This window comes from Mycolicibacterium elephantis DSM 44368 (genome assembly GCF_004014805.1).
GTDB classification, from domain to species: domain Bacteria; phylum Actinomycetota; class Actinomycetes; order Mycobacteriales; family Mycobacteriaceae; genus Mycobacterium; species Mycobacterium elephantis.
In genome coordinates, this window is record NZ_ATDN01000005.1 from 94,049 (window position 1) to 118,049 (window position 24,001).

20 protein-coding genes and 2 pseudogenes are annotated in these 24,001 nt (G+C 68.4%); 11 read left to right on the forward strand and 11 right to left on the reverse strand.

The genetic code is table 11. The features are described from left to right. Positions 1-11: 11 nt before the first annotated feature. The gene (locus MELE44368_RS05455) at positions 12-1,679 is read left to right on the forward strand and encodes an oligopeptide ABC transporter substrate-binding protein OppA (RefSeq protein ID WP_128107561.1); all 1,668 of its coding nucleotides are present in this window, start codon (positions 12-14) and stop codon (positions 1,677-1,679) included. On the opposite strand, the pseudogene MELE44368_RS05460 reads toward MELE44368_RS05455, so the two are convergent. The 3 genes and pseudogenes from MELE44368_RS05460 to MELE44368_RS05470 all read right to left on the reverse strand — a co-directional run bounded on the left by MELE44368_RS05460 (position 1,669) and on the right by MELE44368_RS05470 (position 6,765). Next, a pseudogene (locus MELE44368_RS05460) lies at positions 1,669-2,921 on the reverse strand (alpha/beta hydrolase). The gene MELE44368_RS05455 and the pseudogene MELE44368_RS05460 sit on opposite strands and share 11 nt — an antisense overlap. A 59-nt stretch (positions 2,922-2,980) precedes the next feature. Next, on the reverse strand, positions 2,981-5,620 hold the full coding sequence (locus MELE44368_RS05465) for an AAA family ATPase (RefSeq protein ID WP_128107562.1): 2,640 nt from the start codon (positions 5,618-5,620) through the stop codon (positions 2,981-2,983). After that, positions 5,617-6,765 carry a metallophosphoesterase family protein gene (locus MELE44368_RS05470; protein WP_128107563.1) on the reverse strand — a complete coding sequence of 383 codons (1,149 nt, stop codon included), beginning with the start codon at positions 6,763-6,765 and terminating at the stop codon, positions 5,617-5,619. Before MELE44368_RS05470 ends, MELE44368_RS05465 begins: the two co-directional genes overlap by 4 nt. A gap of 112 nt (positions 6,766-6,877) precedes the next feature. Between MELE44368_RS05470 and MELE44368_RS05475 the strand changes: the two genes are divergently transcribed. Continuing rightward, positions 6,878-7,396, forward strand: coding sequence for a SixA phosphatase family protein (locus tag MELE44368_RS05475; protein ID WP_128107564.1), 519 nt, complete (start codon positions 6,878-6,880; stop codon positions 7,394-7,396). Positions 7,397-7,440: 44 nt separating this feature from the next. On the opposite strand, the gene MELE44368_RS05480 is transcribed toward MELE44368_RS05475, so the two are convergent. Both MELE44368_RS05480 and MELE44368_RS05485 read right to left on the reverse strand, forming a co-directional pair. Continuing rightward, entirely contained in the window at positions 7,441-7,998 is a 558-nt protein-coding gene (locus tag MELE44368_RS05480; RefSeq protein ID WP_128107565.1) for a DUF3558 domain-containing protein, read from the reverse strand. Further along, a complete protein-coding gene (locus tag MELE44368_RS05485; RefSeq protein WP_128107566.1) occupies positions 7,995-8,561 on the reverse strand; it encodes a DUF3558 domain-containing protein in 567 nt (188 codons plus the stop codon). Before MELE44368_RS05485 ends, MELE44368_RS05480 begins: the two co-directional genes overlap by 4 nt. A 115-nt stretch (positions 8,562-8,676) precedes the next feature. Between MELE44368_RS05485 and MELE44368_RS05490 the strand changes: the two genes are divergently transcribed. From MELE44368_RS05490 to MELE44368_RS05500, 3 genes are all read left to right on the forward strand, one after another. Continuing rightward, positions 8,677-10,428: an ABC transporter ATP-binding protein gene (locus MELE44368_RS05490; protein ID WP_128107604.1), complete on the forward strand. Its 1,752-nt coding sequence runs from the start codon at positions 8,677-8,679 to the stop codon at positions 10,426-10,428. After that, positions 10,425-12,371: an ABC transporter ATP-binding protein gene (locus MELE44368_RS05495; protein ID WP_128107567.1), complete on the forward strand. Its 1,947-nt coding sequence runs from the start codon at positions 10,425-10,427 to the stop codon at positions 12,369-12,371. Before MELE44368_RS05490 ends, MELE44368_RS05495 begins: the two co-directional genes overlap by 4 nt. A gap of 90 nt (positions 12,372-12,461) precedes the next feature. Continuing rightward, positions 12,462-14,624, forward strand: coding sequence for a molybdopterin-containing oxidoreductase family protein (locus MELE44368_RS05500; protein ID WP_128107568.1), 2,163 nt, complete (start codon positions 12,462-12,464; stop codon positions 14,622-14,624). Here the strand turns inward: MELE44368_RS05500 and MELE44368_RS05505 are convergent. Together MELE44368_RS05505 and MELE44368_RS05510 are read right to left on the reverse strand one after the other, a co-directional pair. Beyond that, on the reverse strand, positions 14,621-15,193 hold the full coding sequence (locus MELE44368_RS05505; protein WP_409366103.1) for an ATP-binding transcription factor AbmR: 573 nt from the start codon (positions 15,191-15,193) through the stop codon (positions 14,621-14,623). The genes MELE44368_RS05500 and MELE44368_RS05505 overlap by 4 nt on opposite strands. 98 nt (positions 15,194-15,291) lie before the next feature. Continuing rightward, complete coding sequence (locus MELE44368_RS05510) at positions 15,292-15,495, reverse strand: hypothetical protein (protein ID WP_128107570.1); 204 nt, start codon at positions 15,493-15,495, stop codon at positions 15,292-15,294. 48 nt (positions 15,496-15,543) lie between these two features. On the opposite strand from MELE44368_RS05510, the gene MELE44368_RS05515 reads away from it, so the two are divergent. Continuing rightward, on the forward strand, positions 15,544-16,416 hold the full coding sequence (locus tag MELE44368_RS05515) for an AIM24 family protein (RefSeq protein ID WP_128107571.1): 873 nt from the start codon (positions 15,544-15,546) through the stop codon (positions 16,414-16,416). Between the two features lie 25 nt (positions 16,417-16,441). Here the strand turns inward: MELE44368_RS05515 and dtd are convergent, their stop codons facing one another. Then, positions 16,442-16,876, reverse strand: coding sequence for a D-aminoacyl-tRNA deacylase (gene dtd / locus MELE44368_RS05520; RefSeq protein WP_128107572.1), 435 nt, complete (start codon positions 16,874-16,876; stop codon positions 16,442-16,444). A gap of 73 nt (positions 16,877-16,949) precedes the next feature. Between dtd and MELE44368_RS05525 the strand changes: the two genes are divergently transcribed. Genes MELE44368_RS05525 through MELE44368_RS05535 form a run of 3 tightly spaced genes read left to right on the forward strand, consistent with a single transcriptional unit; the run spans position 16,950 to position 20,015 of the window. Then, positions 16,950-17,546 (forward strand): class I SAM-dependent methyltransferase, encoded by a 597-nt coding sequence (locus MELE44368_RS05525; protein ID WP_128107573.1) that lies wholly within the window; start codon positions 16,950-16,952, stop codon positions 17,544-17,546. Between the two features lie 38 nt (positions 17,547-17,584). Further along, a complete protein-coding gene (locus MELE44368_RS05530) occupies positions 17,585-17,791 on the forward strand; it encodes a heavy-metal-associated domain-containing protein (protein WP_128107574.1) in 207 nt (68 codons plus the stop codon). Position 17,792: 1 nt separating this feature from the next. Then, a complete protein-coding gene (locus tag MELE44368_RS05535) occupies positions 17,793-20,015 on the forward strand; it encodes a heavy metal translocating P-type ATPase (protein WP_128107575.1) in 2,223 nt (740 codons plus the stop codon). 4 nt (positions 20,016-20,019) lie between these two features. On the opposite strand, the gene MELE44368_RS05540 is transcribed toward MELE44368_RS05535, so the two are convergent. Together MELE44368_RS05540 and MELE44368_RS05545 are read right to left on the reverse strand one after the other, a co-directional pair. Beyond that, complete coding sequence (locus MELE44368_RS05540; RefSeq protein ID WP_128107576.1) at positions 20,020-20,424, reverse strand: hypothetical protein; 405 nt, start codon at positions 20,422-20,424, stop codon at positions 20,020-20,022. A 46-nt stretch (positions 20,425-20,470) separates the two neighbouring features. Beyond that, positions 20,471-21,586, reverse strand: a complete 1,116-nt coding sequence (locus tag MELE44368_RS05545; protein ID WP_241566490.1) for an adenylate/guanylate cyclase domain-containing protein — start codon at positions 21,584-21,586, stop codon at positions 20,471-20,473. A gap of 40 nt (positions 21,587-21,626) precedes the next feature. Between MELE44368_RS05545 and MELE44368_RS05550 the strand changes: the two genes are divergently transcribed. Further along, entirely contained in the window at positions 21,627-22,121 is a 495-nt protein-coding gene (locus tag MELE44368_RS05550; protein ID WP_128107578.1) for a DNA-deoxyinosine glycosylase, read from the forward strand. A gap of 75 nt (positions 22,122-22,196) precedes the next feature. On the opposite strand, the pseudogene MELE44368_RS05555 reads toward MELE44368_RS05550, so the two are convergent. After that, positions 22,197-23,496 (reverse strand): annotated as a pseudogene (locus tag MELE44368_RS05555) (amidase family protein). 66 nt (positions 23,497-23,562) lie between these two features. Between MELE44368_RS05555 and MELE44368_RS05560 the strand changes: the two are divergent. Then, entirely contained in the window at positions 23,563-24,000 is a 438-nt protein-coding gene (locus MELE44368_RS05560; protein ID WP_128107579.1) for an HIT family protein, read from the forward strand. The last annotated feature ends 1 nt before the right edge of the window (position 24,001 follow it).

Below are 24,001 nucleotides of genomic sequence, written 5' to 3' on the forward strand. Positions count from 1 at the left end.
AGTCGATCGGCATGAAGACCCGACGCTTCGCTGCGGCGACCCTGGCAACCGTGTTGGTGCTGTCTGGTTGTACCGGCGGCAACGAGGAAGCCCCGTCGGCCGGTGGGGCCGCAGAAGTCGGCACCACCAACGACATCAACCCGCAACCGCGCGAGAACCTGCGCGAAGGCGGCAATCTCCGGCTGGCGCTGAACGACTTCCCGCCGAACTTCAACTCGTTGCACATTGACGGCAACACCGGCGATGTCGCCGCGCTGATGCGCCCGACGATGCCGCGCGCGTTCCGGATCGCCGCCGACGGATCCGCGACCGTCAACACCGACTACTTCACCAGCGTCGAGTTGACGAGTACCGACCCGCAGGTCGTCACCTACACGATCAACCCCGAGGCGGTGTGGAGCGACGGCACACCGATCACTTGGGAAGACCTCAAATCCCAGATCGAGGCCACCAGCGGCAAGAACGACCAGTTCGGCATCGCCGCGACCAACGGCAGTGACCGCGTCGCCTCCGTCGAACGCGGCGTCGATGACCGTCAGGCGGTGATCACCTTCGCCGAGCCGTGGGCCGACTGGAAGGGCATGTTCGCGGGGTCCACCGTGCTGACGCCGAAGAGTACGACGGCGAACCCGGAAGTGTTCAACCAAGGTCAGCTCGAGCAGCCCGGCCCGTCGGCGGGACCGTTCATGATCTCCGAACTCGACCGCGGCGCCAAACGGATCACGTTGACACGCAACCCGAAATGGTGGGGCGAGCCGCCACTACTGGACCGCATCACCTTCCTCGTGCTCGACGACGCCGCACGCATCCCCGCGTTACAGAACAACACCATCGACGCCAGCGGCCTCGCCACGCTCGACGAGATGGAGATCGCCCGGCGCACCGCCGACATCAGCATCCGACGCGCACCTGGCCTGGCCTGGTACCACTTCACGTTCAACGGTGCGCCCGGCAAGATCCTGGAGGACCCGGCGCTGCGCCGGGCCATCGCGAAAGGCATCGACCGCAACACGATCGCCGCGGTGACCATGCGCGGGTTGGCCGACAACCCCGTACCGCTGAACAACCACATCTTCGTTGCGGGCCAGAAGGGTTACCAGGACAACAGCGGCGTCGTCGCGTTCAACCCCGACCAGGCCAGGCAGGAACTCGACGGGCTGGGTTGGCGGCTCAACGGGCAGTTCCGCGAGAAGGACGGCCGCCAGCTGGTGATCCGTGACGTCCTCTTCGACTCCCTCAGCACTCGGCAGTACGGGCAGATCGCACAGAACAATCTGGCCCAGATCGGGGTGAAGCTGGAACTCGATGTCAGGCCGGCCGCCGGTTTCTTCACCGACTTCATCACGGTCGGCAACTTCGACATCGCCCAATTCGCTTGGAGCGGTGATGCGTTCCCGCTGGCGAGCCTGACCCAGATCTATCGCACGGGTGCCGAGAGCAACTTCGGCCGGATCAGCAGCCCCGAGATCGACGCCAAGATCGAAGAGACCGTTTCCGAGTTGGATCCGGACAAGGCGCGCACGCTGGCCAACGAGTTGGACAAGATGCTGTTCGAAGAGGTGTTCAGCCTGCCGTTGACTCAGTCGACCGGAAACATCGCTGTGCGAAGCAATTTGGCCAATTTCGGGGCGTTCGGCCTGGCCGATGCCGACTACACCGAGATCGGCTTCATGAAGTAGCGCGCTGCGTGGTTCGCGAAACCCCGACGGGCAGCGCCGCTTCCAGCGTCGTCGCCGCCGCGACGCCCCACCTCAAGGCGCGGATCGCCAGCCCGGCGGGCCGGGAGTCCAACGCCGCCGAACGGGCGGGCAGTCCGGCCGCCTTGCCCGCGTAGAGCGCGCCGACGATGTCCAGTGCCGCGCGCTCCCGAAAGTCCACGATGCTGTGCCCCGCGGTCGGCAACGCGACCAGCACCGCATCCGGTATCAACGATGCGACGCGGCGGGCCACCTCCGGCGGGGTGACCAGGTCGCGGCCGCCGGAGACCACGACGGTGGGCCAGCGAAAGTTCGGCATTTCGCTGGCCAGGTCGTATGGTTCGGCGACGAAGTCGGTTGGGTTCAGCGAACTTTCGCGGTACGCGACGGCGGGTTCAGGGGCAGACCGTCCGGGTCGGCGCCGTAGTTGAGCTCGCGGTAGGCGATCCGGCCCACCAGGTCCGGTTCGTTGCGATAGGGCGCCTTGCGGTCGAACACGAATCGGCCGGCCCGGTCCATAGCGGACCACAGATACCGCCGGCCGGTGAGCAGCAGGTCGAGCTGACGGCTCAGCAGGTCGGGACCGGCGAACCCGTAGACCGCGGTGGCGAGGTTGGTGGCGGCCGGCGTCAAGACACCGTCGTCGACCAGGCGGCGCACCTTCGGCGCCAGGTCGGCTGTCTCCGGGTCGGCCCCGTGCCACAACAGCCGTCGGGTGGCGTCCCGTACGGCGTGGATGTCGGCTGCCGACAGCACCGGTGAGTCCAGCACCATCGCGTGCACCCGGTCGGGATGGCGCACGCCGAAACCACCGGCCACGTAGCTTCCGTAGGAGGTGCCGTAGACGACGGCCTTCTCGACGCCGGCGTCGTCGAGCACGGCGGCGAGGTCGTCGACGACCTGCTCGATGGTGACCGCGTCGGGCGGGAGGTCCGCGCCGGAGTCGTCGTGGCGAGACATCCCGACGCCGCGGTGCTCGACCATGATCACGTCCAACCCGGCGGCCGCCGCGCGGCGCCGGAAACCCCGGTACAGCGCCACCGAGGCGGCGCCGGGCCCGCCGGGGATGAGCAGCAGCGGATGCCTGGACTTGCGCCCGGCGCGCACGTAGTACAGGTCGAAGCCGTCGTCGGAGCCGGGAGTCACCGGACGGCGGACGGGACGCACGCCGGGCAGCGCCGCGAGCTTGTCGTGGACGCGGCGACGCTTCGCGTTCTTGGCCATTGCCCTCATTGTGCCCGGTTGCGACTCGCCGTGTGGTGGGTCGTCGTCAGCGTGACGCGTTACGCCGAGGCCGCCAACTCGATGTGCTGGGCGCCGTCGATGCCGGCGTACCGCTGCGCGTTACAGGTCAGCACGATCACCTGGCCGTCGCCGCCGACCGCGTTGAACACCGCGCCCATCTTGGCGAGCCGATCGGCGTCGGTGAAGCCCAACGCGTCGTCGATCACGACCGGAACGGTGTCCTCCTTGGCCACCAGCGCCGCGCTGGCCAGCCGCGCGACGATGCCCAACTGCTCCTTGGCGCCCCCGGACAGCGACTCGTACGGCACGGTGCGGCCCGCCAGTGTGCGGCTGCAGATGCGCAGCGCACTGTCGATCTCGACCTCGAAGGTGTCGCCAAACACGATGCGACCCAGCCGCTCCACCTCGTTGCGGAACGGCTCGACGTAACGAAGCCGGGTGGCGTCACGGTGTCGGGTGACCACAGAACGCAGCAGCTGCGCGGCACGCGCCCGCCGACGTACCCGCGCGTACTCCTCCTGGGCATGTTCGTGTTCGGTTTCCGCCTCGTCGAGCTGGCCCTTCCGGCCCTCGGTGCCGTACACCTTCAGTCGGGTGGACACCTCCCGCAGGGCGTCGGCCGTCTCGTCGTGACGAGCCGCCAACTCGTCGGCCTGCTGTGCGGCGTCACGCAGTGTCGCCGCGACGACGTCGGGCGCGGCGCCTGCCAACTCCTGGCCCAACTCGGCGACGAGCGCGGCCGCCCGGTGCGCCTCCTCACCGTGTGTCTCGGCGTTCAGTGCCAGTTCGTCATCGGAGGCCGCCGCCCGCTGCTCAGCCAATCGCGCACGCGCGGCGGCGATTTCGCCCTCGACGGTGGTGAGCTTTTCACGTAGGGCCGTGGCCCGCAGCGCGCGCTCCCCCAGCCGCTTGGCCGCTTCCTCGGCGACCTTGCGGTGTGTCTCGCACTGCGCGACGGCCTGTTGATAGGCGGCCGACGCGTCGGCGAGGTCGGCGCGGGCCTGCGCGGCGTCACGGGGGGCGTCCGCGTCGATGCCGGGGGGCTCGCCGAGCTCGGCGAGCCGCGACCTCAGCTCGTCGACGGTGTCCTCACCGGTCAGCGCGTCCGCAGTGGCGCGCAACCGGTCCCGCTCGGCGGTCAGCTCCCGGCGCCGCTGATGCAGCACCCGCGCCGCGGCGACGTCGGCGGCCCCGGCCTGGCCCAACGCTTCAGCCAGGACCTCCTGAGCGGCAACCAGTTTCGCGCGGGTCTCGGTTGCCGTCGCGCCGGGAACCACCCGCGCGGTGAGGATTCCCGGCAGTTCGATGTCGGTCTGCGCGCCGAAGCTCGACGACCAGGTCACACCGGCCTGCAATCCGACCGGTTCACCGTCGACCCGCACCTCGATATCGCCGACCGACGTGAGCTCAACCCGCGCCGACATCAGCTCGGCCTGGGCCGCCGCCCGTTGCATGGCGCTCTCGGCGGCCTCGATGGCGCGCATGTGCACGTCGGTCAGCGTGATCTCCGCGAGTTCGGTGTGCACCCGCTCGAGGTCGCGGTCGGCCGCGTCGATCTTGGCCAGCCGCGCCGCGAGCCGATCCGCCTCGTCGCGATCGGCCAGCCGCTGTGCGACCTGCCTGGCGGCCTCGACACGCTGCCTGGCGGTCTCCACCGCGGCCCTGGCCTCTTCGGCCGCCGCCTCCGCGGCGTGCGACACCTCCGCGGCGGTGTCGTGCTCGTCGGCGGCCTCGGTGACCGCGGCCTGCAGTTCGGCGATCGCGGCGGCCCGCTCGTCGATGTCGGCACGCAGCCGGCGTCGTTCCGTGACCGCGGCGACCGCGGCCTTGTGCCCGGCCTCGGCGGCCGCGGCCACCAGTTCGGCTTCCTTGAGTTGCCGCGTCAGCGCGGCGACGGTGTCGGCGGCCTCCTGCGCCGCGGCCAGCCGCTTCGACGCCTCCGCGCGTTCCGCGGCCACTTGTCCGAGGTTCTCGGTCAGCTCCGCATGGCGGCGCACCGCGTCGTCGACCTCGGCGACGGCGGCCGCCGAACGCGCCAACGCCTCCTCGGCGGCGCGCAACCGGCCGGCGGCCGCCGCCCACTCGCCGGTGGGCCTGCCCGTGCGGGTGAAGTAGCGCAGGTACTCCGCCTCGATCCGGTCGACCAGCAGCGCCTCGGCGCCCGTCTGCGCCGGTGAGCCTTCGGGCTGCGCCTCACCGGCGGCGACGTCCAGCGCCCGCGACAGCGCGTCACAGCCCGAAAGGTCCACCGCCGCGGTCGATGTCGACTGCAGCACACGATGCGCCTGCCACAGCCCGGTGTCGACGGTCTCGGCCAACATGGCCCGCACCCGGTCGTGCGCTTCGTCGCCGGTGAGTTGTTCACGGTGCGGAGCCAGAATGGTCAGCGCGGTCTCGCAGCGCCTGTGGAACCGTTTGCGGTACTCGAAACGGTAAGGGCCGGTGGATATTTCGGCGGTGATCTCGGCGCCGACGTCGGCGTGCGTCGGCTTGACCTGCTTGACCTCCTTCTTGCCCGACCGGTCCTTGGCCTCCAGCAGCAGGTCCAGCGCCTCGATCATCGAGGACTTGCCGACTTCGTTCGCCCCGCTGACCACCACGACGCCGTGGTCGGGAAACTCGATCTCGCGGTGGGTGATCCCGCGGTAGTTCGTCAGCACCAGCCTGTGCAGTTTCATGCCACCCCCCTGTCGGCAAGACGCAGCAGCAGCGCCAACGCAGCACGCGCGTCATCGGCCTCGTCACCGTCGGCGCGTGCCGCGGTGACCAACTCGTCGACCGCCGACGCCGCGAAGCCGCCGATGCCGAGGTCGTCGAACTCCCCGTCGGCGGGCATCACCGCGATGTCGGACTGCTTGTCGTCCACCCGCAACGCCGCGAACAGCCGGGCGTACTTGTCCAGGCAGGCGTCGAGCGCGGCCTTGTCGGTGACCGTCAGCGATCCGGTCAGCGCGAGACGCACCACGGTGCGGTCCTTGTCGGGCATCAGGTCGAGGTTGATGTCGAGGTCGGCGACGTCGCGGTTGCTGTCCACCGACCGGCGCAAGGTCACGAACCGCCAGCGACCGACCTTGTGCGGTTCGACACGGACCTGATGTGCCGGATCGTGCTCGTCGACCTCGACCACCAGCACGTGCCCGGGATCGGGTTCGATGTCGTCGTAATTGGTGACTTCCGGCGACCCCGAATACCAGATCCGGCCGGTGGACCCCACTTGCATGCGAGAGTGCTTGTCGCCCAACGCCACATAGTGCACGGCCCCACGGTCGACAGCCTCCTCCAAGGCCGCCAGCCGGATCAGCGACGGGCGGTCCTTGTCCGGCACGAAGATATCGACTCCGCCGTGCCCGACGACGATCCTGGTCGTCCCGTCGGCGGGCAGGTCGGCGAGCACGTCGGCGACGGGATCGGTCAGTGGCGCCTTGGAGGTCCACGGCGCCGCCACCAGCTGCAGGCCGGGCCTTATGTCGTGCACGCCCGCGCGGTCCAGGACCGTGACGTTGTCCGGGCATTCGGCGGTGAACAGGGCGCTGCTGTACACCGACGACGCGTCCAGCGGGTCGTGGTTGCCCGGCAGCAGGTACACCGGAATACCGATGGCGCGCATGGCTTCCAGCGACTGGCTGACATCCCGGGGCGCGAGTTGGTTGTGCTCGAACACGTCCCCCGCGACCACCACGAACTCCGCGCCGCTGTCGGCGGCCACCTGCTTGAGACCGGCCACCGCGTCACGGCGGGCAGCCGAATACCGGGGCTGTGCCTCACCGTTGAGGAAATAACGGGTCATGCCGAGCTGCCAGTCGGCGGTGTGCACGAAACGCATCCCGGCCCCCTTCTGCTCGTTTCTTTCCCGGGCATCGCGAGTGTAGGACCGAGCACCGACAAGTTCGGTGAGGCGCGGCGCGCCATGACGCCTGGTGCCCTACGGTGACACCGTGAGCGACTTGTCCCGCACGCTGCTCCTGCTTCGCCACGGCAAGTCGGACTACCCACCCGGGGTAAGCGACCACGAGCGACCGTTGGCGCCGCGAGGGGTGCGTGAGGCGGCGCTGGCCGGCGACTGGTTGCGCGCGCATGCACCCGCGGTGGACGCGGTGCTGTGCTCGACTGCCGTGCGCACCCGCCAGACGCTGGAGCGCACCGGTATCGAGGCGCCCGTCGAGTACGTCGACCGGCTCTATGAAGCGGTGCCGGGCACCGTGATCGACGAGATCAACCGGACGTCGTCGCGGTTCCCCTCAGAGGTGCGCACCCTGCTCGTGGTCGGGCACGAACCCGCGATTTCTTCGGTCGCGCTGGGGCTGGCCGACGACGAAAGCAGCAACGGCGATGCGGCCGAGCAGATCTCCATCAAGTTCCCGACGTCGGCGATCGCGGTGCTGCGCACTTCCCTGCCGTGGGCCGACCTGACGCTCGGCGGCGCGACGCTGGTGACCTTCCACGTCGCGCGCTAGCGACTTGTGTGGCTCACCGCAACCAAGCGCACACAAATCGCTGATCAGGCGCGGGTTGCCAGTGTCAGCTCCATCAGCTTCAGCGCCATCTCGCATGCGTTGATGCCCGGCGACTGCGGGTTCACCCACCACCCGACGACGCCCGCCGCATCGCTGGCCACCCCGCACGCGCCGTTCGGGTCATCCGGGCGCATCACGATCGACTGGATGCCCGCCACCCGCCGGTCCTCGATCCGGTAGCCGAGCCGTTGCGCCGTCTGACGCTCGTTGTCCAGATTGCCCTGTTCGAACCAGAACCGGGTGATGTCGACGAGCCCCGACGGGTTGGCGGCCTGCCAGCGGCACACCGCGCCGACGAAGGTGCTCTGGATGTCCAGCGGATCGGCGCCGACGGTCTCCGCGAGGATGTCCTCGGTCAACACGTCGCACTCCTTGAGCAGGTTCGGGTACTGCCGCTCGGAGTCGTCGTTCCTCGGGGCGCCGCCCGAGCCGGACTTGGCGGCGGTGCCCTCGACGGTCTGGGTGCACCCGGCCAGCAACGAGAATCCGGCCAGCGCCACGATTGCGGCAGCGGCGGCGCGACGGAATGGGCTGCGTCTCATTCGGAGTTCACAATCGATTGGCGGGTCAGTTCCTTGGCGACATCGCACGGGTCGGGGAACGGCTTCTGCACGTAGCTGACCGACCACTCGATGAAGTCGTCATCGAACTGGATGCCGATCTCGCAGAGGTTGTTGCCCAGAATCGGGTCCTCGCCCACCGCGATGAACCCGTCGTAACCCTCGATGTTGATGTCCTCCACGCTCGCTCGCGTGAGCTCCTCGGTCTTGCGCTCCCGGCCGATGGGGCTGCCGCGGAACCAGGTGAACGAGAAGTGCGGCCCGAGGATGCTGCCGCCGGCCAACCACTGGCAGCCCACCGAGGTCTTGGCTGTGTTGACCAGGCCGGGCACGCGGGTCTGCGCGCCGATCTCCTCATCGCTGACACCGCCGCACTGCGGGAAGAACGGACCATGTGAGACGTTCTCCGTCGGCGCGGTCGTCTGCGGCACCTCGGGGTTGGTCGGCTCCGAATCCGAGCATGCGGCAACCAGCGGGCTGATGACCGCGGCCGCCACAGCAAGCCGCAGGAAGGTCGCGCGCGTGGTGGGAGTCACGTCATGCACTGTAGCGGCAGCTCATGAGGTCAACCACCGACATCCCCAGTGACCTGCGCCGTTATCGGGTTCACAGGTGTTTCGCAACAGACGCTGACCGCGGCCGGTGTGCGACAGTAGCGAGATGTTGTGGGCGCTGCTGCGGCAGTATGCGCGGCCGTATCGAGGGCTGCTGGCCGTCGTGGCGCTGCTTCAGCTGATCAGCACGCTGGCCTCGCTGTACCTGCCCACCGTCAACGCGGCCATCATCGACGACGGGGTCGCCAAGGGCGACCTGGGCACCATCGTCGAACTGGGTGGGGTGATGCTGGCCGTCACCGCCCTGCAGGTGCTCTGCGCGGTGGGCGCGGTGTTCTTCGGCTCGCGGGCGGGCATGGGGTTCGGCCGGGATCTGCGCTCGGCGATGTTTCACCACGTGACCGGGTTCTCGGCCGAGGAGACCGCGCGGTTCGGGGCGCCGTCGCTGTTGACCCGTACGACCAACGACGTCCAGCAAATCCAGGTGCTGGTGCAGCTGACATGCACCATGCTGATCACCGCACCGATCATGTCGGTCGGCGGCATCGTCATGGCGATGCACATGGACGTCGGCCTGTCGTGGCTGTTGGCGGTCGCGGTGCCCGTTTTGGCCCTGGCCAATTACTGGATCGTGTCGCGTCTGCTGCCGATCTTCCGGCGGATCCAGCGCCAGATCGACGGCATCAACCGGGTGATGCGCGACCAGCTCGCCGGTATCCGGGTGATCCGCGCGTTCGCGCGGGAAGGCTTCGAGCGCAACCGCTTCGCGGAGGCCAACCACGCACTGGCCGACACCGCGTTGGACGCCGGCCGCTGGCAGGCGCTGATGCTGCCCGTGACGACGCTGGTGATCAACGTCTCCAGCGTCGCGCTGATCTGGTTCGGCGGTCTGCGCATCGACGCCGGGCAGATGCAGGTGGGCGCGCTGATCGCGTTTCTCTCCTACTTCATGCAGATCCTCATGGCGGTACTGTTGGCGACGTTCATCCTCGTCATCATTCCGCGCGCCTCGGTGTGCGCCGAGCGGATCACCGAGGTGTTGTCCACCCAGCCGCAGATCGCCAGCCCGCCGGATCCGGTCCGGCCGGCCACCATCGACGGCGAGATCCGGTTGCAGTGCGCGACCTTCCAATATCCCGGAGCGGAACGCCCGGTGCTGCAGGATGTTTCGTTGACGGCGCGGCCCGGAACCACCACTGCCGTGGTCGGGTCCACCGGCTCGGGTAAGTCGACGCTGCTGGCGTTGATTTGCCGGCTGTACGACGTGACCGGGGGTTCGGTGCGCATCGACGGCGTCGACGTGCGCGACTACGACCCCGAGCAGCTGTGGTCGACGATCGGCCTCGTGCCCCAACGCGGCTACCTGTTCTCCGGAACGGTGGCCGACAACCTGCAGCTCGGCGCGCGCCCGGGGCAGGTCGCCACCGAAGACGAGATGTGGGAAGCGCTGCGGGTGGCGGCCGCCGACGACTTCGTCCGCGCCGACCCCGACGGGTTGGCGATGCGGGTCGCCCAGGGCGGCATCAACTTCTCCGGTGGTCAACGGCAGCGCCTGGCCATCGCGCGTGCGGTCATCCGCCGTCCCGCGATCTACCTGTTCGACGACGCGTTCTCGGCGCTCGACGTGCACACCGACGTGCGGGTGCGGACCGCGCTGCGCGAGGTGTCGGCAGACGCGACGGTTCTTCTGGTGTCGCAACGGATTTCCACCGTCGCACAGGCAGACCAGATCGTCGTCGTCGACGACGGCCGCGTCGTCGGCGTCGGCACCCACGAAGCGCTGTTGACCCAATGCGCCGAGTACGCGGAATTCGCCGACTCGCAGTCGCTGGGCGCCGGTGTCGGAGGCATGCGATGAGCGCGCCGACGGCGCGGCCGATCCGGGGCGTGGTGCAGGCCCCGACCGAGCGCTCACGCGACTTCACCGGTTCGGCATTGCGATTGGTCAAGCGGCTGACCCCACAACGCGCCCTGGCGCTGACGGTGATCCTGCTCGGTGTGGGCGGCATCGCGATCAGCGTGATCGGGCCGCGGATCCTCGGGCACGCCACCGACTTGTTGTTCAACGGCGTGATCGGACGGCAGCTGCCCGCCGGCCTGACCAAGCAGCAGGCCATCGACGCGGCCCGCGCCCGCGGCGACAACACGTTCGCCGACCTGCTGTCGGGCATGGACGTCGTACCGGGCCGCGGCGTCGACTTCAGCGCCGTCGGCCGTACACTGCTGCTCGCCCTCGGGTTGTATCTGATTGCCGCCCTTCTGGTTTGGCTGCAGTACCGGCTGCTCAACGTCGCCGTGCAGCGGACGATGGTGGCGTTGCGTTCCGATGTCGAGAACAAGCTGCATCGGATGCCGTTGTCCTACTTCGACTCCCGTCAGCGCGGTGAGGTGCTCAGCCGGGTCACCAACGACGTCGACAACATCCAGACATCGCTGTCGATGACGATCAGCCAGCTCATGACGTCGGTGTTGACCGTGTTCGCGGTGCTGGTCATGATGCTGACCATCTCCCCGCTGTTGACCTTGCTCACCGTCATCACCGTGCCGTTGTCGCTGTGGGCCACGCGGGCGATCGCGCGGCGGTCCCAGCGGATGTTCGTCGCACAGTGGGCGAACACCGGCCGGCTCAACGCCCACATCGAAGAGACCTACAGCGGCTTCACCATCGTCAAGACCTTCGGCCACCGCGCCAAGGCCACCGAACAGTTCGGTGAGCTCAACGACGACGTGTACAGGGCCAGTATCGGCGCACAGTTCTTCTCCGGGCTGGTCTCCCCGGCGACCACGTTCATCGGCAACCTCAGCTATGTCGCGGTCGCGGTGGTCGGCGGCCTGCAGGTGGCGACCGGCCAGATCACCCTGGGCAACATCCAGGCGTTCATTCAGTACGTCCGTCAGTTCAACCAGCCGTTGACCCAGGTCGCGGGGATGTACAACACGCTGCAGTCCGGTATCGCCAGCGCAGAGCGGGTTTTCGAGTTGCTGGACGCCGAGGAGGAGCCCGCGGACGGCGAGGGCCGAACGTTCCTTACCGCGCGAGAACTTGCGGAAATCTCGAGCGGTAAGGAACGTTCGCGCGTCCTGACGGGCCGGGTGGAGTTCGAGCACGTCAACTTCAGCTACCGCCCCGGCGTCCCGGTGATCGAGGACGTCTCGCTGGTGGCCGAACCGGGCACCACCGTGGCGATCGTCGGGCCGACCGGCGCCGGCAAGACGACGTTGGTGAACCTGTTGATGCGCTTCTACGAGGTCGATTCCGGCCGCATCCTCGTCGACGGGGTTGACATCGCGACGGTGAGCAGGGCCTCGCTGCGCTCCCGGATCGGCATGGTGCTGCAGGACACCTGGCTGTTCAACGGCACCATCTACGAGAACATCGCCTACGGCCGCCCCGACGCCGACGAGGACGAGGTGATCGCGGCCGCCAAAGCCGCCTACGTCGACAGGTTCGTGCACACGCTGCCCGACGGGTATCAGACCAGGGTCAGCGACGACGGCGGCAACATCAGCGCGGGCGAGAAGCAGCTCATCACCATCGCCAGGGCGGTGCTGGCGCAACCGCGCCTGCTCGTGCTCGACGAGGCGACCAGTTCGGTCGACACCCGCACCGAGTTGTTGATCCAACAGGCGATGGCTGAGCTGCGTCGTGACCGGACGAGTTTCATTATCGCCCATCGGCTCTCGACGATCCGAGACGCCGACCTGATCGTGGTGATGGAGGCGGGCCGGATCGTCGAGCGCGGCAGCCACACCGAGTTGCTCGCTAAGCGCGGCGCTTATTGGGCGATGACGCAGGTCTAGAGTGCGCGAGCAGACGTGAAAACCCCTAAAAGCAGCCGATTTTAGGGGTTTTCACGTCTGCTCGCGGGAGAAGTCCGGCAGGATGGCGGCATGAGCGAAACGGTGTACACGTTCTGCCGGTACTGCCTGGCGGCGTGCGGCCTGGAAGTCACGGTTGACGGCAACCGGGTCACCAAGATCGCCCCGGACAAGCAGAACCCGCATTCGTGGCAGGACTTCTGCGCCAAGGGCCGCACCGCGAACGAGCTCGTCGAACATCCGCGGCGCATCCTGCACCCGATGCGCCGCGTCGGCGACAGCTACGTCGAGGCCACCTGGGACGAGGCGATCAGCGACATCGCCGCCAGGATGAACGCGCTCATCGAGGCCGGCGGCCCTGACGCGGTCGGCATCTACTACGGCAACCCGGCGGGCTTCTCGTCGTCCAACGTCATCTTCATGAACGGCTGGCTGGACGCGATCGGCACCCACAGCCGGTACTTCGTCGGCTCGATCGACCAGAACGCCATGCACGTGGTGGCGTCGGCGATGTACGGGTCGCTGTTGATGGCACCGGTGTCCGATATCGACAACTGCGACTACTTCCTGCTGGTCGGCACCAATCCCGCAGTGAGCGCGTGGAATTGGCTGGAAACCGTGCCCAACGGGTGGCGGCGCGCGTTGGCCCGACAGAAGCAGGGCGCCAAGATCGTGATCGTCGACCCGCTGCGCACCGAGAGCGCAGAGAAAGCCGACCTGCATCTGGCGGTGCGGCCCGGCCAGGACTGGGCGCTGCTACTGGCGATGGTCAAGGTCGTCCTCGACGAGGGTCTCGAGCATCACCGGGACTGCACCGAACTCGCCACGGGGGTCGACGATTTGCGCGCGCTGGTCGCCGACGCGGACCTCGACGACCTGGCCGCGCGCTGCGATATCCCCCGGTCGCTGATCGAGCAGGTGGCCCGGGAGTTCGCCGCCGCGACCGGGGCGATGGTGGTGACCCGCACCGGGGTGTCGATGCATCTGGCGGGCACCGCCGCCGAATGGCTCGGCCACGTGCTCAACGTGATCACCGGGCGGATGGACCGTCCCGGCGGCCGCAGGTACGAGCCGGGCTATGTCGACGCCATCCGGATGGCGGGCATGGTCAAGGCCAAGCCGCACCGCAGCCGGCTGCTCGGGCGCGAGATGGTCGCCGGCGCCCACGCATTGTCCGAATTACCCGACGAGATAACGACTCCCGGCCGCGGCCAGATCCGCGCACTGGTGATCAGCTGCGGAAACCCGGTGGTGTCCGGGCCGGACGGGGACCGGCTGGACAACGCGCTGGCGCAGCTGGATCTGTTGGTGGCCATCGATTTCGTGCAGCGCGAGAGCCATCGGCATGCGCACTGGCTGCTGCCCGCGGTGCACTGGCTCGAGCGCGACGACCTGTTGGCGTTCACCAGCAACATGCACGACGAGCCGTATCTGCAGTACGGGGCCAGGGCCGTGGAACCGCCGCCGGGCGCGCGGCAGGAGTGGCGGATCTTCACCGACCTCGCGATCGCCATGAACGCGCCGCTGTTCCGCGCCAAGGGACTCAACGGGTTCATCAAGGCCACCCGCAGGCTGGCCCGACTCACCGGTAGGCCCGCGCTGGAGTTCGGTCCGCACTGGATCGACCGCCTGGTGGTCGCGACCGGCCGAAAGTTCAACGGCCGCAGGATCAAGTGGCGCGACGTCGTCTCACATCCGCACGGTATGGTGTTGGGCCCGAGAGAGTTCGGCCACTTCAAGGAAGCGCTGCGCACCGCCGACAAGAAGGTGCATGCCGCACCACCGGAATTCGTCGAGTGGGCCCGGGAGTTGCTTGCCCAACCGCACCCCGCGGCGCCTCTGGGCTATCCGTACCAACTGGGCAACCGGCGTCGCAGACATTCGATGAACTCGTGGCTCAACGAGCTGCCCGGGCTGCATCCGGGCGGCAAGGGCAATGACGTCGTCATCCATCCCAAGGACGCCGCCGATCTGGGTGTCAGCGACGGCGATCTGGTGCGGGTGTTTTCACCTGTCGGCGCGATCGAACTGAGGGCGGTGGTGAACGACTCGCCGCGTCAAGGTGTCGTGATCGTCGACCACGGTTGGGGCTCACGCGTTTTCGACCCGCGCGGTGACGCCGAGCCGGTGTCCTATGGGGTGAACCGCAACCTGCTCATCGCGGGCGGGTCGGTGGACCCGCTGTCACAGACCGCGCCGTTGAGTTCGTCGTACGTGGGAATCGAGCGGGTTTAGAGTTGCGGCCCCTCGGCGCGTAGATCGTCGACGTTGCGCATGGCTTCGCGCAGCTTGCCCAACCATTCCTCGGCGTGCTCGCCGACCAGCCGGACCGACCACGCCAGCGCATCCGACCGGGACCGCGCCACCCCGGCGTCGACCAACGTGTCGAGCACTTGGCGTTCCGGTTGCCGCAGCCGGGTCATCACCGGCACGGCGAGGTGGGTGAACATGATCCGTTCGGCGTCGCCGTCGGAGCCGATCTCGACTCCCCACGCCACCTTGCGCCCATAGCGCGCCTCGGCTTCGTCGGCGATGCGCATGCGCTCCGACCGCGTCTCCTCCCGGAAGCGGGCCACCCGGCCGGAGGCGTGGGCCTCACTTTCCGAGGTGTCGGAGCCCTGTGGCGCGGGCAGCCGGCCGATGACGGTGATCTCTTCGCGGTCGACGATGACCGTCGGGTCGCCGTTGAACCAGGCCTCGGGCAGGCGACCGGCGAACCAGTCGGCGGCGTCGCTCGCGTCGGGCTGCTGTGTCTGTTGCCAGCCGCCGGGGCGTCGACGGCCGTGGAAATGGTGCCTCATGATTACATGATTACACCGTTACATCGCTGGTGGGCATGTTTCAGCCGTCGGCATAACGCCGAGGTAGCAGCATGGTGGTCCGGCCGGCCGGCGCCCGAGACCTAGTTGCGTTTGCGCAGCACGACGGCGCCGCCACCGACCACCGCCACGATGAACAACAGGATGGCCAGGCCCGGGCTGACCAACCACCACACCAGGCTCAGCGCGACGAGCACCGGCGACACCGCGAACAACACCATGAGCGGGTGCTGCTTGATCACCGCGACAGCGCTTCGCGCGCGTGTCCGGTCGATTTCCTTCGCCATGTGCCCAGGATGCCAGTGCACCCCCTGCGGTTGCCCTAGTTTGTTGCCATGACAGCACCAAACCCCGGAAGCTGGCGACCCGACCCCGAGGGCCGTTTCGACTACCGCTGGTGGGACGGCCAGCGCTGGACCGACCAGGTGTCCCATCAGGGCCAGGTCGGCCGGGCGCCGATGGGCGGTGCGCCACCGAGCCAACCACAGCGCGGCCCAGCGCAACCCGGGCCCGCGGCCCCGCCCGTCGGCCATGGGTTCGAGGGCATCTCGGGTGAGCTGGTCGACGGCCGGTTCAGCGAGAAAGAGGCCAAGGCGATCGCGAACCAGAACACCAAGATGCTGCGGGTACGCCTCGGCGAACCATTCCTGGCCCGGCAGGGATCCATGGTCGCCTACCAGGGCAATGTCGACTTCGCGTTCGAGGGCGGCGGGGCGTCGAAGTTCCTCAAGAAGGCACTGACCGGCGAGGGTCTGCCGTTGATGCGCTGCCAGGGCCAGGGCGATGTCTTCCTCGCCGACCGGGCCGCCGACGTGCACCTGCTCAACCTCACCAACGCCGGCCTGTCGATCAGCGGCAAGAACGTGCTGGCGTTCTCGTCGAGCCTGGACTGGAATATCGAACGGGTCAAAGGCGGCAGCATCGCGACGGGCGGGCTGTTCAACACCACGCTGCGCGGCACCGGGTGGGTCGCGCTGACGACCGACGGTCCGCCGGTGGTGCTCAACGCCGCCGAGGCGCCGACGTTCGCCGACACCAACGCGGTGGTGGCGTGGTCGGCGAACCTGCAGACCCAGCTCAAGATGAGCTTCAAGGCGGGCGCACTCATCGGCCGCGGCTCCGGTGAGGCCGTTCAGGTGGCCTTCTCCGGGCCGGGTTTCGTGATCGTGCAGCCCTCGGAGGGCGTCGCGGTGACCTCGTCCCAATAAGAGCCGGCCCAGTAAGAGCCAGGGGTCACAGCTCCAGCAGCAACGTGACCGGACCGTCGTTGACGAGTTCAACGTGCATGTGCGCACCGAACACCCCGGTCGCCACCTCGGCGCCCAGCTTCCGCAACGCGTCGGCGAACGCCTCGACCAGCGGCTCGGCGACGGAGCGGGGCGCCGCGGCGTTCCAGGCGGGGCGACGTCCCTTGGCGGTGTTGGCGTAGAGGGTGAACTGGCTGATGACCAGGATCGGCGCACCGACATCGGACGCGGATTTCTCGTCGTCGAGAATGCGCAGCTGCCAGAGCTTTTCGGCGAGACGCCGAGCCTTGGCCTCGTCGTCGTCGTGGGTGACCCCGACGAGGGCGAGCAGGCTCTGGCCATCGGGCCGCGAGACGGCCCCGACCACCTCGCCGTCGACCTTCACCGCCGCCGAGAGCACCCGTTGCACCAGGACACGCATGCCCCAGATGGTGCCACGTAGGCGGCGACGTAGACCTTCCGCCACATACCCCATGGGGGTACTGTTCGGTCGCATGAAGCTCAACGCCATCGAACGTGCAGCGATGAACAACCCGCTACGCGCCGCGCACCAGCACACCCGCGAGGCGGCCTGGTTTCGACGGCTCGCCGGCGGCGACCTCTGCGGACAGCACGTCCTAGAGGTCGGCTGTGGCCGAGGCGTGGGTTCACAGGTGATCCTGGACCGATTGGGCGCCGAGCGGGTAACGGCCTTCGATCTCGACGAGTCCATGGTCGAGTCGGCACGCCGACGCCTGCGCGGACGTCCGGTGTCACTCTCGGTCGGGGACGTCTGCAGCATCGCGGCCCCGTCGGGCTCGATCGACACGGTCGTGGACTTCGGCATCATCCACCACGTCCCCGATTGGCAGCAGGCGCTCGCCGAGATCGCTCGGGTGCTGCGGCCGGACGGGTTGTTGCTCTTCGAAGAAATCCCCCGACGCACACTGGAGAGCCTGGTGTTCCGAACGCTGACCGTCCACCCGCGCGAAAACCGCTTCGAAGCCGAGGAATTCGCTGCCGAGCTGAGTCGGCACGGCTTGCATGGCAGCGGAAGTCTCGAGCGCCGCCTCGGCGGGATGTTGTTCGTGGGGGCGGCACGCAAGACCTGATTTGCATACCCCATGGGGGTATCAGTATCCTGGCGACCATGACCACAACGACCATCACCGTCACCGGGATGACCTGCGCACACTGCGCCGCGTCGCTGCGCGAGGAGATCGGCGAGATCGCGGGTGTTCGGGACGTCCAGGTCGACGTCGCCAGCGGCGCGGTGACGATCGACAGCGAGAACCCGGTGGACCCCGCCGTGATCCAGAGCGCGGTCGAAGACGCCGGCTACCAGCTGGCGAGCTGACATGTCGACGATCGAGCTGTCGATCGACGGGATGACGTGTGCGTCGTGCGCGAACCGGATCGAGAGAAAGCTCAACAAGATTGACGGCGTGACCGCGACCGTCAACTTCGCGACCGAGAAGGCGCGGGTCACCTACGGCGACGACGTCACCCCGGAGGAGTTGGTCGGCACGGTCGAAAAGGCCGGATACCAAGCGCATCTGCCCACCCACGACACCTCCGCCGAACCAGCCGAGGACGAGCCCGCCGCCTCATTGCGGCGCCGGCTGCTGATCGCGCTGGCGCTGACGGTTCCGGTGATCGCGATGGCGATGGTGCCCGCTCTGCAGTTCCCGAACTGGCAGTGGTTGTCGTTGACGTTGGCGGCGCCGGTGGTGGTGTGGGCCGGCTGGCCGTTCCACCACGCGGCGTGGGTGAACCTGCGACACCGCACGGCGACGATGGACACGCTGATCTCGATGGGCACCCTCGCGGCGTTCGGGTGGTCGATCTACGCGCTGTTCTGGGGCACAGCGGGCGTCACGGGCATGACCCATCCGTTCGAGCTGACGATCAGCCGCACCGACGGCTCCGGCAACATCTACCTCGAAGTGGCCGCCGGGGTGACCACGTTCGTGCTGGCCGGACGATACTTCGAAGCCCGCGCCAAACGCCGCGCCGGTGCCGCGCTGCGTGCGCTGCTGGAACTGGGCGCCAAGGACGTCGTCGTACTCAGAAACGGTGCCGAACAACGTATTCCACTCGATCAGCTGACCGTCGGCGACCAGTTCGTGGTCCGCCCCGGAGAGAAGATCGCCACGGATGGCGTTGTTGTGCAAGGCAACTCGGCGGTGGATGCCTCGATGTTGACGGGCGAGCCCCTGCCGGTGGACGTCGGGCCCGGTGATCAGGTCGTCGGCGCGACGATCAACGTCGATGGCCGGCTCGTGGTGCGGGCCAACCGGATCGGCTCCGACACTGCGCTGGCGCAGATCGCCCGCCTCGTCGAGAACGCACAGAACGAGAAGGCGCGGACCCAGCGGTTGGCCGACCGGATCTCAGGCGTCTTCGTTCCGATCGTCATCGCCCTTGCCGGCGCGACGCTCGGATTCTGGCTCGCCACCGGCGAATCGGCGGCCACCGCGTTCACCGCTGCGGTGGCGGTGCTGATCATCGCGTGTCCGTGCGCGTTGGGTCTTGCGACGCCGACGGCGCTGATGGTGGGCACCGGCCGAGGTGCGCAGCTGGGCATCTTGATCAAGGGCCCGGAGGTGCTGGAGTCGACGCGACGCATCGACACCATCGTCTTGGACAAGACGGGCACCGTCACCACCGGGACGATGTCACTGCTCGACGTGATCACCGCCGACGGCGAGGAGCCCGACCGGGTGCTGCGGATGGCCGGGGCGCTGGAAAACAACTCCGAGCATCCGATCGCGAAGGCGATCACCGCGGCCGCCCGCGACAAGGTCGGTGACCTGCCCGCCGCCGAAGACTTCACCAACCTGCGCGGTCTCGGCGTGCAAGGGACGGTCGACGGGCACGCGGTGGTGGTCGGCAGGCAGCGGCTGGTGTCGGCGCCCGACACAAGGCCCGACACAAGGCCCGACACGCTCGGGCCTGCCATGCAGCAGGCGGAAGCGGAGGGCCGCACCGCCGTCGTCGTCGCCTGGGACGGCACCCCGCGCGGTGTGCTGGTGGTCGCCGACGCGATCAAGCCCACCTCGGCCGACGCCGTCGCGCAACTGCGCGCGCTGGGGCTGACCCCGATCATGCTGACCGGTGACAACAAGGCGGCGGCCAACACCGTGGCGCGTCAGGTCGGCATCGACGAGGTCATCGCCGAGGTGCTGCCGCAGGAGAAGGTCGAGGCCGTCAAGCGACTGCAGGCCGAAGGCAAGGTCGTGGCGATGGTCGGCGACGGCGTCAACGACGCCGCGGCGCTGGCGCAGGCCGATCTGGGCCTGGCGATGGGCAGCGGCACCGACGTCGCGATCGAGGCGGGCGATCTGACGCTGGTGCGCGACGATCTGCGTGCCGTGCCCGACGCGATTCGGCTGTCCCGCAAGACGTTGGCGACGATCAAGGGCAACCTGTTCTGGGCGTTCGCATACAACGTCGCGGCGCTGCCGCTGGCTGCGGCCGGCTTGCTCAACCCGATGATCGCCGGCGCGGCAATGGCTTTCAGCTCGGTCTTCGTGGTCAGCAACAGCCTGAGGCTGCGTCACTTCACCCCGTCGCGGTAACGCATCACAGGGTCGCGGTGACCGGACCCAGCAGCTGGCAGTTCGGGTCGGTGGTGAAATCGAACATGGCACCGCAGCCGCGACCCGACGAGACATAGGTGGTGCCAGGCTGATAGGGCTCAAACACCTGCGCGGTCTCGCGTCCCGTCGACTGCGCGCATTTCCCCGGCCCGCCTTGGACGTGCAGGCACGCCACGCCGAACTTCGGCTCGAACATGCCCAGACAGCCCGCAGGCACCACGGTGGCGGTGACCATGTCCACGCCCGACACCTGCACGACCTGCGGGGCTGACAGCGTGAACGAGCACGGGCCCGGCAGCGGAGGCGGCTGCGCATGCGCGGTGGCCGCGCCCGCCATGCCGGCCAGCGCGACGGTCGACACCCAAAGAGCCGTGACCGCTCGGAGCATGTCTGGATCGTAGACCACGATCAGTTGCCGTCGGCCGGTTCCGATGTCAGCCGGACGATCGCCGCACCCGGAACAACTTGGTGTCGCCCTTGACGCCTTTGAGGCGACGAGCACCCGCGAACGACCACGCGAAGCCGTCGGCCGAACCGATCGCCTGCCTGGCGGTTTCGGCCACCAGCACCGAATCCGGCCTGGCCACACTCGTCACCCGGCTGGCCACGTTGACCGGGCTGCCGAACCAGTCCCCGGCCCTGCTCACCGCGGACCCATATGCCAACCCGATGCGCAGTGGCGGGAAGTCGTCGTACTTCTCCGCTGCCGCAAGCAGTTCGAGCGCGGTGTTCAGCAACGCCACCGCATCGGTGCTGACCAGCATGACCGCGTCACCGATCGTCTTGATGAAGCGCACCGGTGGCGCGACGGCGTCCCGGGTCAGGTTGGACAGCCGGGCGGCGAGCGTCTCCAGTTCCTCGGGCGGCACGGCCTCGCCGAGGCGGGTGAAGCCGACGAGGTCGGCGAACATGACCGCGATGGTCCGCGCCCCGGGCAGTGCGCCCGCCGCACGCTCAGCGGTGCTGACGGCCTCGGTTTCCAACGTGTGCCGCAGTTGGATGTGCAGCATGTCCTCGCACAGCGGACCGAGCAGCGGCGAGATCTCGCGCACCAGGCGTTCGTACGACTGGGCGAGCTCCAGTTCGGTGGTGCCGGGCGTGATCACCGCCTCCAGCACCACCTGACGCATGGTCTCGGCCGTCTGCGCCAGGCCTTGTCCCAGCACGCGCGCCACGGAGATCACCTGCTCGCGCGTCAGACCGAGGTCGAGGAAGACCTTCGCGCGGACGGCGGCTTCACTGTCGGCGCGCAGATGGATGACGGCGTCGGGGTCCTCGGCCCTCGGAAGGCCGAGGGCCGACTGCAGCGCGTAGAGCAATTCCAGGTCGATCCCGGACTCCTCGCAGATCTGGCGCGCCGACACGTACACACCGTCGTTGCCGACAAGGCGGCCCGCGGGCAACAGCATCGGCGACACCTCGCCGCGGATCTGATCGATTGTGAACCCCTGTTCGAGCAACCACTCGATCAACTCCGCACGTTCGGCGCGGGCCGCGCCCTCGAGGTCGTCGAGCAGCCCGGTCGCCTCGATGTCGAGATCTTCGGCCACCGGCCCAACGTATACCGCGGCGACGTGCCATATTCGCGGTGTGACCACGCCGCTTCTGCACGGGCTGCCGCCGATCATCGCCGAGGGCGCCCACACGCTGATTCTCGGCAACATGCCCAGCGCGATGTCGCTGGCCGCGCAGCAGTACTACGGAAACCCGCGCAACGCATTCTGGCGGATCACAGGCGAGATCCTCGGATTCGCGCCCGACGACCCCTACCACTTGCGCGTCGCCGCACTCACGGGTCACGGGTTTGCGGTGTGGGACGTGCTGCGGTCGTGTCGACGGCTCGGCAGCCTCGATGCCGCCGTGGAACCGGACAGCATGGTACCCAACGACTTTCAGCAGCTGTTCGACGAACACCCGGGCATCGATCGGGTGTTGTTCAACGGAGCGGCAGCCGAGCGGAACTACCACCGTCTCGTCAGTGCCGCGCCGACGGCCCGGTTCCGCCGACTGCCGTCGACCAGCCCGGCGCAGACCATGCGCTACCCGGACAAGTTGACGGCCTGGCGTGAGGGCATGCGTCAGTAGCGGCAGCGAGCGTGCGCGAACTCGTGAATTTTGTCGGCGTGTCGGCTGCAGACACGCACACTCGCGGAAAAGCAGTTACGACACCGGCGGGTGACGGTGCGCCCACGGCCGGGCCTTCTCGATCTGCCCGGCCAGCGACAGCAGCGTGGCCTCGTCGAACGGCCGGCCGACCAGCTGGATCGAGGTCGGCGCCCCGTTGGCGTCCACTCCCCACGGCACGACGGCCGCGGGCTGCCCGGTGACGTTGAACATCGCCTGAAACGGCACCCGCGCCGCCACCAGAGCCAAGGTCGAAACCGCGCCCCTGCGGTGATAGGCGCCGATGCGGGACGGTCCGGTCGCGGTGCCGGGGGTGATGACGACGTCGACATCGTCGAAGATCGTCTGAATCTGTTCGGAGAGCTCACTTTCCGCGGCCCGGATGCGGTTCATCCGCTGTTCGGAGATCAGCCCGCCGATCCTGGCGAAACTGCGCGTGCGCGATCGCCGTGCGCGGATAATCCGGATCGCGCACGATCACGTCGTGGCCCAAGCCACGCAACAGCGCACCGGCCTCGTCAACGGCGGCTCGCTGCGGTTTGCCGACCCGTGCCACCAACGGCGGTGGCACCTTGGTGCTCAACGCGATTCGCAGCGGCCTGGGTACGGTGGCGGCCGCCGTGACGAATGACGACACACCCCCGGTCACGTCCAGAAACAGCGCCGCGTCCTCGACGGTTCTGGTGATCGGACCGTTGACACTCAACCCGTTCCACGCGTCGTCGTGCGGCGCCAAGGGCACCCGATCCCGCTGCGGTTTGATGCCGAACAGCCCGCACCACGTCGCCGGAATGCGGATCGACCCCATGCCGTCGGAACCGAGCGCCATCGCCGTCAGGCCCGCGGCCACCGCCGCGCCGCTGCCCCCGCTGCTTCCGCCCGGCGTGTAGTCGGTGTTCCACGGGTTGCGGGTCGCGCCGTAGGCGACCGTCTCGGTGAACGGCCAGATCATCATCTCGGGCACCGCGGTCTTGCCGATGATCACCGCACCCGCTTCGCGCAACCTCCGCACGACCTCGGCGTCCTGCGTACACGCCGGGCCGTGGGCCGCGCTGCCGTAGGTCGTGGTGGCCCCCGCGACGTCGACGTCGTCCTTGATGGCGATCGGTACGCCGAGCAGTAGACGGCGCTCCCCCGCGTTCAGCCGATCCTGCGCGAGGCCGGCTTCCTGGCGCGCCGAGTCGGTGAGCACGATGCGATACGCCCTCAGCTCGGGGTCGATCCGCGCGATGCGGTCCAGGTACAGCTCCAGCAGCTCCGGAGCGCTGATCGTGCCCGCCGCCAGTCGCCTGGCCTGCTCGGCGGCACCTGCGAAGGCAAGCTCACGGGTCTCCATCCGCGGCAGCGTAGCCGCTCAGCGGCCGTATCGGGTGCCGTCGAGGAAACCGGCTAACGTGGCGGGATGTCTTGTGTGTTCTGTGCGATCGTCGCCGGTGAGGCCCCTGCCATCCGGATCTACGAGGACGACGACTACCTCGCCCTGCTGGACATTCGCCCGTTCACCCGCGGCCACACGCTGGTCGTGCCGAAGCGGCACACCGTCGACCTGACCGACACCCCGCCGGAGACCGTCGCGGGCATGGTGAAGATCGGGCAGCGCATCGCAATGGCCGCCCGAAACTCCGGGCTGCACGCCGACGGCAACAACGTCGTGATCAACGACGGTAAGGCCGCGTTCCAGACCGTGTTCCACATCCACCTGCACGTGGTGCCGCGACGCTCCGGAGACAAACTGTCGTTCGCCAAGGGCATGCTGCTGCGCCACGATTCCGACCGCGAAGAGACCGGGCGGCTGCTGCGGGAGGCGCTGGCGCAATTGGACGCCGCTGCGCAAGACTGAG